At 39.8% G+C, this 12,253-nt stretch carries 18 protein-coding genes and 1 pseudogene; 15 read left to right on the forward strand and 4 right to left on the reverse strand.

What is annotated here, in order from left to right; translation table 11 throughout:
* The first annotated feature begins 133 nt into the window (after positions 1 to 133).
* Positions 134 to 1,240 (forward strand): IS630 family transposase, encoded by a 1,107-nt coding sequence (locus tag GNF10_RS30250; protein WP_185607322.1) that lies wholly within the window; start codon positions 134 to 136, stop codon positions 1,238 to 1,240.
* 33 nt (positions 1,241 to 1,273) lie between these two features.
* Positions 1,274 to 1,969, forward strand: a complete 696-nt coding sequence (locus GNF10_RS30255) for a GIY-YIG nuclease family protein (RefSeq protein WP_185586445.1) — start codon at positions 1,274 to 1,276, stop codon at positions 1,967 to 1,969.
* A gap of 224 nt (positions 1,970 to 2,193) precedes the next feature.
* Here GNF10_RS30255 and GNF10_RS30260 read toward each other — a convergent pair whose 3' ends face one another.
* From GNF10_RS30260 to GNF10_RS30275, 4 genes and pseudogenes are all read right to left on the reverse strand, one after another.
* Positions 2,194 to 2,511 carry a hypothetical protein gene (locus tag GNF10_RS30260; protein WP_185586446.1) on the reverse strand — a complete coding sequence of 106 codons (318 nt, stop codon included), beginning with the start codon at positions 2,509 to 2,511 and terminating at the stop codon, positions 2,194 to 2,196.
* Between the two features lie 80 nt (positions 2,512 to 2,591).
* Positions 2,592 to 2,981, reverse strand: a pseudogene (locus GNF10_RS30265) (transposase); the annotation flags it as partial.
* Between the two features lie 87 nt (positions 2,982 to 3,068).
* Positions 3,069 to 3,284: a hypothetical protein gene (locus GNF10_RS30270; protein WP_185607323.1), complete on the reverse strand. Its 216-nt coding sequence runs from the start codon at positions 3,282 to 3,284 to the stop codon at positions 3,069 to 3,071.
* Positions 3,281 to 3,523: a hypothetical protein gene (locus tag GNF10_RS30275; RefSeq protein WP_185592701.1), complete on the reverse strand. Its 243-nt coding sequence runs from the start codon at positions 3,521 to 3,523 to the stop codon at positions 3,281 to 3,283. Before GNF10_RS30275 ends, GNF10_RS30270 begins: the two co-directional genes overlap by 4 nt.
* 391 nt (positions 3,524 to 3,914) lie before the next feature.
* Between GNF10_RS30275 and GNF10_RS30280 the strand changes: the two genes are divergently transcribed.
* The 13 genes from GNF10_RS30280 to GNF10_RS30340 all read left to right on the forward strand — a co-directional run.
* Positions 3,915 to 4,313, forward strand: coding sequence for a hypothetical protein (locus tag GNF10_RS30280; protein ID WP_029631351.1), 399 nt, complete (start codon positions 3,915 to 3,917; stop codon positions 4,311 to 4,313).
* 22 nt (positions 4,314 to 4,335) lie between these two features.
* The gene (locus GNF10_RS30285) at positions 4,336 to 4,887 is read left to right on the forward strand and encodes a hypothetical protein (RefSeq protein WP_185579990.1); all 552 of its coding nucleotides are present in this window, start codon (positions 4,336 to 4,338) and stop codon (positions 4,885 to 4,887) included.
* An 8-nt stretch (positions 4,888 to 4,895) separates the two neighbouring features.
* Positions 4,896 to 5,156 (forward strand): hypothetical protein, encoded by a 261-nt coding sequence (locus GNF10_RS30290; protein ID WP_039744742.1) that lies wholly within the window; start codon positions 4,896 to 4,898, stop codon positions 5,154 to 5,156.
* A 46-nt stretch (positions 5,157 to 5,202) separates the two neighbouring features.
* Positions 5,203 to 5,421: a hypothetical protein gene (locus tag GNF10_RS30295; protein ID WP_011316696.1), complete on the forward strand. Its 219-nt coding sequence runs from the start codon at positions 5,203 to 5,205 to the stop codon at positions 5,419 to 5,421.
* Positions 5,422 to 5,431: 10 nt separating this feature from the next.
* A complete protein-coding gene (locus GNF10_RS30300; RefSeq protein WP_185579979.1) occupies positions 5,432 to 6,274 on the forward strand; it encodes a phage terminase large subunit family protein in 843 nt (280 codons plus the stop codon).
* A gap of 4 nt (positions 6,275 to 6,278) precedes the next feature.
* The gene (locus GNF10_RS30305) at positions 6,279 to 6,848 is read left to right on the forward strand and encodes a hypothetical protein (RefSeq protein ID WP_185579981.1); all 570 of its coding nucleotides are present in this window, start codon (positions 6,279 to 6,281) and stop codon (positions 6,846 to 6,848) included.
* A gap of 22 nt (positions 6,849 to 6,870) precedes the next feature.
* Positions 6,871 to 7,362, forward strand: coding sequence for a hypothetical protein (locus GNF10_RS30310; RefSeq protein ID WP_185579984.1), 492 nt, complete (start codon positions 6,871 to 6,873; stop codon positions 7,360 to 7,362).
* Positions 7,362 to 7,703, forward strand: coding sequence for a hypothetical protein (locus tag GNF10_RS30315; RefSeq protein ID WP_185579986.1), 342 nt, complete (start codon positions 7,362 to 7,364; stop codon positions 7,701 to 7,703). The genes GNF10_RS30310 and GNF10_RS30315 overlap by 1 nt, the downstream gene beginning before the upstream one ends.
* 4 nt (positions 7,704 to 7,707) lie before the next feature.
* Positions 7,708 to 8,358, forward strand: a complete 651-nt coding sequence (locus GNF10_RS30320; RefSeq protein WP_185579988.1) for a M23 family metallopeptidase — start codon at positions 7,708 to 7,710, stop codon at positions 8,356 to 8,358.
* Positions 8,359 to 8,384: 26 nt separating this feature from the next.
* Positions 8,385 to 9,212: a lysozyme gene (locus GNF10_RS30325; RefSeq protein WP_185579993.1), complete on the forward strand. Its 828-nt coding sequence runs from the start codon at positions 8,385 to 8,387 to the stop codon at positions 9,210 to 9,212.
* Positions 9,213 to 9,221: 9 nt separating this feature from the next.
* Positions 9,222 to 11,402, forward strand: a complete 2,181-nt coding sequence (locus GNF10_RS30330) for a DNA translocase FtsK (protein ID WP_185607324.1) — start codon at positions 9,222 to 9,224, stop codon at positions 11,400 to 11,402.
* Positions 11,392 to 11,856: a hypothetical protein gene (locus GNF10_RS30335; protein WP_094352027.1), complete on the forward strand. Its 465-nt coding sequence runs from the start codon at positions 11,392 to 11,394 to the stop codon at positions 11,854 to 11,856. The genes GNF10_RS30330 and GNF10_RS30335 overlap by 11 nt, the downstream gene beginning before the upstream one ends.
* Before the next feature lie 21 nt (positions 11,857 to 11,877).
* Positions 11,878 to 12,253, forward strand: a 376-nt coding sequence (locus GNF10_RS30340) for an ATP-binding protein (RefSeq protein ID WP_185607325.1), incomplete at its 3' end; no start/stop codon positions are given.

The following is a 12,253-nucleotide window of genomic DNA, read 5'->3' on the forward strand; positions in this document are numbered from 1 at the left end:
TCTTAATTCGAGTACGAGGCATCGCTGTACACCGATTTTACTTCCCCTAAATAATACTATCTATCGCAACTTGGTATTACGCAGATTAATTGTATAATATGAGGTTAATAACCTAAGCTATAATCAGCCACCCATGCCAGCAAAAAACCATCTTTCTCAAGAGCAGAAGGAACGGCTATTAAAAACGCTAAAAGAACATGAAAATCCATATATAAGAGAGAAAATTCTAATTTTACTGTTGATGAATGATAGAAAAACTTATCAAGAAATTAGTAATTTCTTAGATATTGCATACCCAACGGTAGCGTATTGGGCGGTGCATGGAGATCCTGATAATCTAGAAAGTTTTTTAGATGGAAGAAGACAAGGTAATTTCCGTAAAGTTACCAAAGAATATGAAAATTTGTTATTAGAAATAATTGAAAAAGAGCCAACAGAATATGGATATGAATTTGGGAGATGGACAGCAGCAAGATGTGCAACATATCTAGAATCAGCAACAGGAATTAAGTTAAGTGGTTCTCAAGTAGGGAGAATTTTAGCGAAAAAAAAGTACGTTTACCTTTGGGCAAGGTACAGCCTAGAAGACAAACAAGATATAGAGAAACGGAAGTTATTTAAAGAAAAATTAGCAGAATATTTAAAAATAACTCTCCTAACCCCAGAGCGTTTACAGGTATGGTTTTGGGATGAAAGTGGATTTAGTTTAAGAGTGATAAGAAGAAAAACATGGGGAAGGAAAGGTAACAGAAAGAAAGTAACAGGGCAAAGAAGAACAGGAAGAGTAAATATTATGGGAGGATTGCATTATCATGATAAGAAAAGAATGAACTTTGTTATTAAAAAGGGGAATGCAGATGTCTTTTATGAACAGTTGAAATTCTTGAATGATTTTCTCATACAAGAATGGATAGAACAAGGAAATAAAATTGAAGTATTTAATAAAGATTCTGCTAAAATCGTTATTATTCTAGATAATGCGAGCTTCCATAAAAGAAAAGATATTTTAGCTCGTATTGAGGCGGAAATGCTAAATATTATTTTAGAGTTTTTACCACCATATAGTCCAGATTATAATTTAATTGAACTGGTTTGGCATTCCGCAAAAGAATATATAGCGCATAGATTATTTGAATCAGTATTACAGCTAGAAGAGTTGTTAAAAAAATTGCTGAATGAAGGAGGTCTTATTATTAAATGGGAGCGTAAAGTTAAAAATAAAGGTAATGCTGTTTATTAAATTTAGCTGCGTAACAGCTTATCTGGCAAGGATTTGGCACAGTTAAAGCTGCTTTGGCAGGAGTACGGAGCCAAAAATTACCCTATTAGTTCCTACTTAATTACTTCTGGTTTACTCAAAGCAGGAGTGTTAAGAAAAAACCTATACTTAACCCCACCTGAGTATGAATTTAGTGATTTGGGTAAAATTCCTGTTGGAGCGCTAGAGTTTGCGCGGTTCAATGATGTACAGGAGCCACTATTACTTAAAAAACTGCTGAAACTTGAGCTAGCTTTTAAACACGCCGAATACAAAAATGCTCCAGACTTAGCATATCGATTTACTGATTTGAAGCTGTATCGCGCTCAACTTCAACGTATTCTATCCTCTAGCCTATATTTTTTAGAGATTGAAACGAATATTGGCACTCTGTACAAAATAGGAGTAACCCAAAGACCCGTTGTCAAGCGAGTAGCAGAAGTAAAAATTGATTTACTTGCTCATTATTCGAGTGCTGCTATTAAAGTATTAGGAAGTTGGGAGCATCGGGGGAATATTGAATTATATTTCAAACACCGCTATCAGGGCTTTAATTATCGCATCGGAAGTTTAACTGAGTATTATAAGTTTAATGCTGAGGATACCGAAATGGTACTGTGTGACCTGCAACAAATGCAACCTAAAATACTATTTCAAGATGAAATAGATATTCTTGAGGAGAATTCTAGGTGGGAGCAAATTGCTGTGTAGTATTCTCATAATTCCGTAGGAAAATATAATTAATTACCAAGCAAAAATAATTATTTTATTGCTATACCTCTAAATACTTTACTACTGATGATGAGGCAACTGCTAACTCTTGATACAGCAGTATTTACCGAGGAGCGATGGCGTAACCGCCCAGCGTAGCTGATCACAGTGGTCAAGCGCATTACTTAAGACTATGCACTCATAGATTCAGAAGCTAGCAAACCCTACATCTCCAATACTCGCTGTGACCAAGTAGACGCAACAGATGCAATATCTGTAATTTCCATTGATTCGTCCCAAACATTAATCCAGTTTTGTAATAAGTCTTGGAGTTGATTTAATTCAACATTATTTATTTCACTTTTTTGTTGTATTAAAGACACGTACAACAAACTTTCTGACAACAATATTGGAGCTAATTCACGAATTGCACTCTTTTGTGACCAAGAGTTAAGGCGTGCCAAACTAGCTGCCAATTCTCCTAATTGTTGCGCGTGGGGTTGACGTAAAAAACTCGCTTCAATTGCACTCCAGTTAGGCATTACAATCCTCCTAGCAATTGCTTGGTAATTTGGCTAACTTGTTCTCGAATTTGGTTAGACTGTATTATCATATAGGAATCCTATTTGATTTTTGAATAAGCTCCGTACATCTGTAGAGTGTCAAAATCAAAGGTAGTGTGTCTAATAAACCACTCAAATATCCACTTTAAATGGGAGAAGGTTGGAACTAAAGCACAAAAACGTCTAACCCATGTTTTGGCTTGTAACCAAATATCCTCTATAGGGTTTTGTACTGGGCAATTAGGGGCGAAACGGACACAGTGTATTTTTCATTGCTCGGTTGGTAAGCTTTGATTAACAGAGTCTAAAAAACCTCTAATCTCCTGGGAACGGTGGTAGCTAGCCCCATCCCAAAAAATTAGTAATCGCTGGTCAGGAGAGTTAGCTAGTAAGTATTCTAGGTAGTCGATAGTATTTTTTGAGTTTCCTGCATCATAAGCTTTGAGAAGTGAAGAAGGCAGAAGGCAGAAGGCAGAGGGCAGAAGGTTTGCAATGCAGTGTAGGCTTCAGACCTACACTGATTGCAGGACACCAAATCAGAGATTTTGGAGTGGGGCTTCAACCCTTACTCCCTTCGGTCGTGGCAGAGGGCAGAAATCAGAATTCCCTTCTGCCTTCTGCCTCCTGCCCTCTGCCTTTCTTGCTAATTCTCCAAGGAGATAGTCAAGAATAGCTTGAGTAAAGACTGTGAGTTCGCTACAGCGAACTGCAAACATCCAGAGATATAGCCCTACGCATATTTGCTGCGTCACGTTGTCTCCCCACAATGAGCGCATTTGCTCTTGGATATTATTCCCATACTGTTGAACAAACTCACAAAATCTTTGCCAGTCTGTGATTTTATAGCAATCGCCGTTGTTTGTTGTGGGTGATGGCTCGACAGTCTACGGTCTACGGTCTGTTCTTCTCGTTTGAGCCACAATTCTAAGGTATTTCGACTGATGTGAAACATCCGACTCACATCCGTTTTGCGTTTTCCTCGTTTCACCATAGCGATCGCTTATATCCCCAGAATTTAGCAAAGCGCATTCGGGGGCTTTACGCATCACGCATGGTAAAAGTCCGATGAACTTGTCACAGGCTATTAAGGTACATATAGCGCTATATATTTCTGTTAGAGTACTTTTTTACTAAAAAAGTAATTTTTCTATTTTTTTAACTCATATATATAAACGTGCTTGCATTCTCAATAGGCAGTATGTAACTTGGCTATTGTGCAGTTTATTAGGACATGAACTGAAATTGAGTTGTATTTGAGTTGAGCTATACCTGTACTAAACTGACATGATTTGTAAATTATTTTTTAATCTACAAACAGTTTTGCAAGGTGCTAGTTTAATTTCCTTTCAATTGATGTTGTCTTTCAGTTGGAATAGAGTTTGATGATATGTGAGAACGTTATCTACACCCAGAAAACACTTGCCGAAAGATACGGGATTTCCATTGCCGCTTTACAACGCTGGTATCCCTATGCCGGTATAGTCAAACCCCGAAAGCGGGGAGGATATTTTGATGCAACAACAGTCGAGATTGCGGATGTTTTCTACGTTGCTATCAAGATTCGGCGGTTGACTTGTGAGGAATATTTACAGCAGGTGATTCCTGCTGGTGGCTTAGATGCTTATTTGCAAAAAGTCAATGACGTAAGCCTTTATGACTTTTTGACTAAGCATATATCTGATGAAGAAAAAAATAACCCAATTGTGCAAGCAGTAATTAGGAGAATTGAGCGAAATGAAGCATATCAACAAAGTGGCAGAGACTTTGCAGGTGTCGCCTGATGTAGTACGTACCTGCTGTCGGTTGTTAGATTTAGCTTTGCAGCCAAATGATACGCTTGATGAAACAATTGAACAGCAATTAGTTCAACTTAAAGAGACAGCCTCTCGTGAAGGTATGTCCCTTGAAGAAGCTGCCCAACACTTGATTGCAATGCGCGATCGCAAATCAGAAGTAGGCGAACATAAGTTCGACAAGCGCGAGTACATCAAACAGCGATTTGGCGTAGACCCAGAACAAGCTTCACCCGACAGCTTTGTAGGAATACTTTACCGAGACGCAGATAGGGGTATTCAATTAGGGGAATTACGCCATAAGGTGGTGCTTGAATCTTCCACACTTGCTCTAGAAGAATTTGTTTTTCATGGCAGCAGTTTACTTGGTGAAGGTAATACTTCCGTTCCACCTGGTTACGATGAAGCGCAAGAGCGAATTAACTCGCGCATCGATAACGATTTTTTCGGCAAAGTGAACTGGGGGGAAGAGACTCATCCACTGTTAGTCGGTACATCGACACCGCAGCCGAGACAGTTGAAGTCCTTGCAGCCGAAAACCGCGCAATCTCCGAAGAAATAGTAGCTCAAATGCTACCCATCTGCTATCAAATACGGGATGAGAGTTTACTCAACTTGAGAAAGACATCTACCCAGGCAGTTGGTATAAATTTGCTTTCGGTAGTAGCTGGAACTGTTATTGGGACGTGGGTAGCAGTTCCCCCAACTCAAGAGAGACAGGAAATTCCGAGTATTCAGCCAATTTTGATTGGTGTGGGTATAGGTGAATTAGTTGGTTTGATTCTGGCACTAGTAATAATTTGGTTTACCAGGGACGAACAAAAAACCTAATCAACTTTTCAAATCATTTTAGTCGCATTATTGCCAGGGAGCAGTTATGAGTGCAGCATTTGACTTTTTGGTTAACACGGCAGGTGGTTTGTTGATGAACCTGGGTGTTTCCGGGATGGTGGGACAATTATTGGGAGTGGGGGCGACCCTTGCCTTGCATCCTCTGTTGTTACTTACTGGGATAGTTGTGGGTGGTGCGGGAATTGCGATCGCGCGCGAGTTAAACAAGCGCCCTCAGTTGCAGTTGGTTGTTGATAATACATGAGGGGTAAATTATGTTTACTCCTACACCTGTGCGAAATAAACAGCCAAGTCGCAGAAAGAAAAAGGTAAATGTTACCCTGTGGACGGTTTGTTCAACTGTTAGTGCCCTGTCTGTTATAGGAGCGGTTGCATTGATGGTTGGATGGAAGCAACAGGTTCCAGGTAATCAAATATCGGAGGTACAGCAGGTAAAGGCGCAAGTTTCCCAAATTCGGGAAGTGTACTTAGAAAAGCTTTCCCGTACTGACTACAATATAGACCATTTGTCCAGTTACTCCTCAGTAGAAGGTGCGCCTACTCTTACAGGCTGGCGACAGTTGGCGGCGGCATTGTGGGGACAGCAATTGCGAAGTGAAATATCCAGAATGCAGGCTAATGATAAATCTGGGTTTTACCGCCTTCACTATATGCCGGCACTGGAGATAGTTAAATTCAACTCGCTGGATGTTTTACTAGAAGCGGCTTCTGGAAATAATACTTTTTACTGGGGGTACCGCAAAACCGATGGTACGAAAGTTGAGGAGAAGATACCAACTGGGGCGGCTGCTGTTTTGATTTTGGGTAAATTAGAGGCAATTGATTATGCTCAAAACTTGGAATCTCAACCATCAGTCGATCTGAATCAAATGGTAATTCAAATTAAGAATGCTCAAGAACCATATTCTCTTGCACAGGCGCAGCTGTTACGAGCGCGGGGGTATTTAGATCCAGTAGAGCAGATGGCACAGGTGGCAGATATCCGCGAGAGAATACGCCAACGGGAGGAGCAAAGGCGGATGTATATTCAACAAATGAAGAAGCAATTACCTCAGCCAGTTCCTAATAAACAGCCTGTTAATAAATCGAGGGGATGATGTCATGTATGTCAAGTTTGCTGCTGCGATAATTTGCATAGCTTTATGTTCGCTCAATGTTGTAGCGGCAGTCAAACGTACCCCTATTCGTACTACCCTTGAAGGTTCAACTCGCACAACAGTTGAGATGATGCCATCTCCCAATTCAGAGGTGCATTGGATGAGTGCAGTTATATTTCTGGCTGGGTTTACTTGTTTTTTAGGCTGGGGAATTTCTGACTACAACAATGCAGTTGAAGAAAGAGATGAATTGTCTGATAACTTGGCTAATCCCGGCAATCAACAACTTCATGCTGGTGCTTCTGATACTGATATTCAGCCTTCTTTAATGCCCCCGGTATCACCTTCTTCTAGGATGAGATTAAATAGCGAGTTCTCTGCTAAGAATGTAGTCCAATTTTCTCCTCGTTCTAGTGTTTCTGGGTTAGAGCGAGTACATAGTAGTCAGTTTATTGAAGATAGAGTGCAAAACCAATCTGGAATGTTATCTCCAGAGGAGTTTTACGCCCAACTTCAGGATGAAGATTTTTGGGAAGATACTAACTCCCAGGTAAATGATAAACCCGCCAGCTAGTTACTTAATTTGAGGTCATATTATGAGCAGAAATCAGCGCCGTAACTTTGATGTTGATTATTCTGAAGGTGGAGCAATTGTGCCTGCAAACCGTTTGCAAAATATGTTGCAGCAGGTACAGCAACAAGGAGGAATAGTAAATCAGCAACCTAACGTTTCTCCCATGACTACTTATGAAACTCAACCAGTAGAGGTTAGGTATATCAATGCACCTACTGCTTACAAGCCGAGGGTTCCTCAGATAGAGATTCCCTACATCGAGACTTGGAAAGCACATCGGCTGCACCCGCAAAACCCCTGGAGATTTGGCTGGTATCCAGTATATTTTTTATCGGATGTAATTAAATCTCCTGTGGGTGTGGCTGGTGTGGGAGTGTGGTTGTTAATAATGCTGTTGAATTTTTTCCTAAATGGCAGTTATACCGGGCCGGGGTATGCGTCTGGGAAGAAGATTGAAGTTGTACCCAAGGAAGTTCCCTCTTTTGCCCTGCCTGTGGTTAAGCAATTGGAATAATGACGGTAAAGACAATTTTTGGGTTCGTACTGCTGGTATGGATTGCAGATATTTTACAACCGGGATATTTGCAGTTTTATAACTGGCGTAATGCTGTGGCATTGGTACAAAAGCTTCAGTTTTCATCGTCGGCTGTTGTACCCACTGCTGCACCTGCCGTGAATATATCTTCTATTCCTGTTCCTAAACGCTATTCTCCTCAAGTAAGGGAACCTGCAACATCCGGGGATGACCTAAATTCTCCTGATTGCCGTGTGGCTAGGAATGATTTTGAGGAAGTATTGAGTACTGCAAGGATTGGTTGTTGGCAGGTTTCTCCTGCTAATGCGAAAAGGCGTTGAGGGAATGCGAATAATCTTTGAAACTGACGGTGGCAAAGAGGTTAGTAATTCGGCTGTAACTAGTTTGGATAAGACAGTCGATACTAGTTCGAGTGCAAATTGGAGATATGCGATCGCAACCTCAGTTTTAATTGCAGCTATGGTCATTCCCCAGGTTTCTGGATGGATTGAATCTCAACTGTTAGTTAAATCTCTCCAAGGTCTAATATTACCAAAAACTATTCGTAGTAATCAGGTTTTAAATAACGGTCGAATTGCCTTTCCTACTGCGCCTGGTACTCCTGTAACTAGTGAGTTTGGTTGGCGGATACACCCAATTACAGGCGATCGCAAGTTTCACGCGGGGATTGATTTTGGTGCAGTAAAGGGTACACCAATTTATGCGGTTGATGCTGGTCGAGTGGTTTTTGCAGGCGACAAGGGTGGTTATGGCAAAGCAGTTGTTATTCAGCATCAGGGAAGTTTATCTACTCTGTACGGTCATGCCAGTCAGCTGTATGTACAGCAGGGACAACAAGTTGTGCGTGGGCAGATGATTGCAGCAGTCGGTAGTACGGGCTTCTCGACGGGGCCGCATTTGCATTTTGAAGTTCACGTTAATGGTGTAACACGGAACCCCCGTCCTTATTTACACGAATATTTAGCAAACCGTTGAAGGTTATTTAGCTATTGGCAAGAGAAATGCAAATTGTACCGGTTTTTATATCAGGTGTAATTGGTGCAGCCTGCTCTGTTGCATTTTCTTACGGAGTAGCTTCACTGCCATGTGGATTGGTATCAAAGGGTGCGGATACTGTTTGTCAGGTACGTAGCTTTGGTAAGGCACTTGATAGTTGGAAATTTGGGTTTATTGTTGGTGGTTTGGTTGGGTTTACTTTGAGTCCTCGCCATCAATTTATATCCCGTTTTCAACCCATTCATCTGTCAGCTGCTTCCTTAATTACTTTGGGTATTTATTTTTCAATTTATCAAAGTACTAGTGTTTCTTCAGCGTCGTCAAATAGTTTAACAGGAAGAGTTAGTACAGGTTCTTACTCACCACATCCTTATTCACCACGGTTGAGTGCTTTTTTAGCAACAATTCGTTGGGCAGAAACAGGAACCAGTGAGGTAGAAAGTTATCGCATGTTAGTATTTAATGGAACTTTTAATAATTTTTCTACACACCCGTTAAAGAAACAGTGCGCTCCTATTAATGGTAAAAATATTTGTTCAACTGCGGCTGGTGCTTATCAAATGTTGGATAAAAGTTGGTATGATCTTCAGCCAAAATTAAACTTAAAGGATTTTAGCCCAGCTTCTCAGGACAAGATGGCAATTGAATATATTCGTCGTAATAATGCCTTAAGTGATGTTGAAGCAGGAAACTTTGATGCTGCTGTATGTAAAGTAGGTAGGGTATGGGCCAGTCTTATTTGCAACTCGTACAATCAAAACCCAAAATCTTTAGCGCAGTTGAGAATTTACTATCAGCAGCAATTACAAAAATTTGAAATTTCTAGGAGGTAAAAATCAGCGATGTTATTACCATACAATGGCAATAATGGTAATATTGAATTTCAAAAAAAACAGCTTTTGACTGCAATTGTGCAGGCAAAAGAAGATGGTTTGGACAATGAAGAGATTATAGATAATGTACGGGAGGCTTTACCTTCCCCAATGGTTTCTTATGCTGAAACTATTCTACAACAGATTGATTTTAGAACAAAATTATCACGTCCGGTTATAGAATTTAATTTAGAATTTTTATTTCAGTTAATATACGAATCAGTAATTGCAGGTACAAACGATGAAGCAATATTATCAAGATGTGCAGAACACTGTACTTTAAACCAGTACGAGTTTGCACGTTATGCACTTGAGTATATTCACGCTAATCGGTTTCCATCGCAGTGGGAGCAAAATAACATATATCAAAAAATGATTGAGATACTTAGTAGCTCACCCATTGAATCTTTATTTGAATACATTGAATCAATCAAAAATATTTATCTCAAGCAGATTGGCTATGAAGTAGTTCAGGAGAATCTTTATAATTTATTTTTAAGCAACAAACAGATTAGTTACTTTACTGATTTAGCTAATAAATCCAGAGATAATTTCATTAAAAACTATTGCTGCCGAACGGCAGTGCTTGTTGCGCGTGCCACAGGTAAACCATTAGATTTAAAACTGACAGGTGATGGCTCAATTATTTTAAAAGAGCCTAAGTCTTTAGATAGAAATACTGGTGCAAATGAGATTGCTACTTCACAAAAATTAACTATTTTACAGGCAGGGAAGTTATTAGTTGAAACGTTAGAAGATTTTAATATTAATGCTAAGTATGTTGATGCCAAAAATGGCCCTACTTTTAACCGTATTAGGGTAAAACTGGGACGGGGTGTTAGTTACAAGAAAGTAGAAGACATTGGTAATGACTTAGTGCAGCAGCTTGGTGAAGAGTTAGGCTTAAAATTTGCACCAATGGTGAGTGTAGTGCCTGGAGGAGTTGTATTTGACATACCCCGATTAGATAGACAATTTGCTTATTTCCGCGATTATTTTACTTTTGACGGCGAACCTGATATTTATTCGGTATCGATCCCCGGTGGTGTTGATGTAGATGGCACCTATGTAGAAATTCCACTTTATAGCGACAACGTGACTCATATCCTGGGTGGTGGGCGGACGCGGGGTGGGAAGTCGCAATTTGAGAAAGCAGCAATCTTATATTTAGTGCGGCGGTATCCACCTTCTGTTGTTCGGTTGGCACTTTCGGATGTCAAACGCGTGACCTTTGGTAAATTTGATGGGCTACCCCATCTTGTTGCCCCAGTTGCGCGTGACGCGGAGGCGACTGCTAACTTGCTTGATTACTTGGTTGAAGAGATGGAATTGCGGTACCAGGAATTTGAGCGCCACAACAGTATTGAAACGATCGCACAGTACAACTTGCGGTTTGCACCTAATTTTGTCATGCCGCGAGTGATTTGTCTAATTGACGAGTGTTTTGATCTACTTTCCGATGATAATTACTGCGATCGCATTGAGACTGCGTTGATGAAGTTGCTTGCAAAAGCGGGTGGTGCAGGAATTCACGTACTACTGTACACGCAACGGCCTGATAAAAACGTGATTGATCCGTTGATTCGGTCAAACTTTCCGGCAAAGACAGCCTTTGTTACGACTCGCCCTGAAGACAGTTGTATTATCCTTGGGGACGATAAAGACAAGCGTGCGGTTTATTTACTGGGATACGGAGATTTTTTGTACAAGACGACTGAAGTTTTACGACTCCAAGCTTTATATGTTGCTGACGATGAAGACCCTGAATACTTCCAGCAATTACTCTTGGAAGCAAAAAACCAGAACGATCCTTATACAGCATGGAAATCTGGGTTAGATTGTGATGAATTTGTCGCTAGTCTGTATGGCAAGAGTAGTAATAATGATAATGGTAAATATAAAGCCACTACTGCTACTAAAACTAAGCAGTCTAAGACTGATTTTGAGGGTAGTTTTAGTTTTAAGGTGCAGCTTGACGAAGAAGCAAGAAACTCAATTATGAATTTGCATCAAAAGGGCTATCAACTTGATGAAATTGTCAAAGCAGTATTCAATTTATCCCGTCAAGATGGTAGGTCATACAAGAAATTTAGAAACGTTGTCGAAGAATTTTTAAATAACTTTAAAGGTGGCGGTGAAGATGATATTTGAACTAACCATGCCTTTACCTCCTTGTATGAACGAAATTATTAACCAGGCACGGTCAAGTTGGCAAGCTAGTGCTGAACTTAAGAAGTACTGGACAAACTTAATTGGTGAATTTGTTAGAGAATGTGAATTTTGTTTGGATAGTACAGTGTGGATTGAGTTCCATTGGTATCTCAAAAATTTTGCACGAGATAGTGATAATGTAGCTGCTGCCGCTAAATTTATTATGGATGGGCTAGTTACAGGGCGAGCAATTCGTAACGATAACCTGACAGTTATCCAATCACCCGTTGTTCATTACTATCATCGCAGTAGTGGTGATGATGGTGTGCTGTTAAGACTTTCACAATCACCTGATTTTTTATTAGAGAACTTTATTGTATCTAACCAATTCTCCAGACACAGTTTAGAAAAATACAATCAAAAAATCACACATTTAATTTCAAAGCAATTGTAGTTTATCTAAAGGATAATAGTGATGTTACGTTATAAAGACTACCGTCAGTTAATCGATCAGGTAAATGCAGGCAAGAATATTAACCTATGGGGCAAGCCAAATATTGGTAAGACTCTTACTGTTAAAAACTGTTTACTCAAGGATATTAACTTAGAGTCTGTTTACCTCAATCTTGAATATCCTTTTAGTGTGGATCATCTATTCAACGTTATTCCTATTAGCTTCAGTTTTTACTACCAGCAGGATTGGCAAAATATCATAAGCAAATTATCTGATGGTTATAATAGGCTGCTGGTGATAGATAATTTTGATAGATTACACTTTGTTAGCGATACTTTTAGCCACGACTTATTCCGATTACAACAGTTAGCTCAACTAGAAAATTTTTCTTTACTGT

The organism is Nostoc sp. UCD121 (genome assembly GCF_014222285.1).
Lineage (GTDB): Bacteria > Cyanobacteriota > Cyanobacteriia > Cyanobacteriales > Nostocaceae > Nostoc.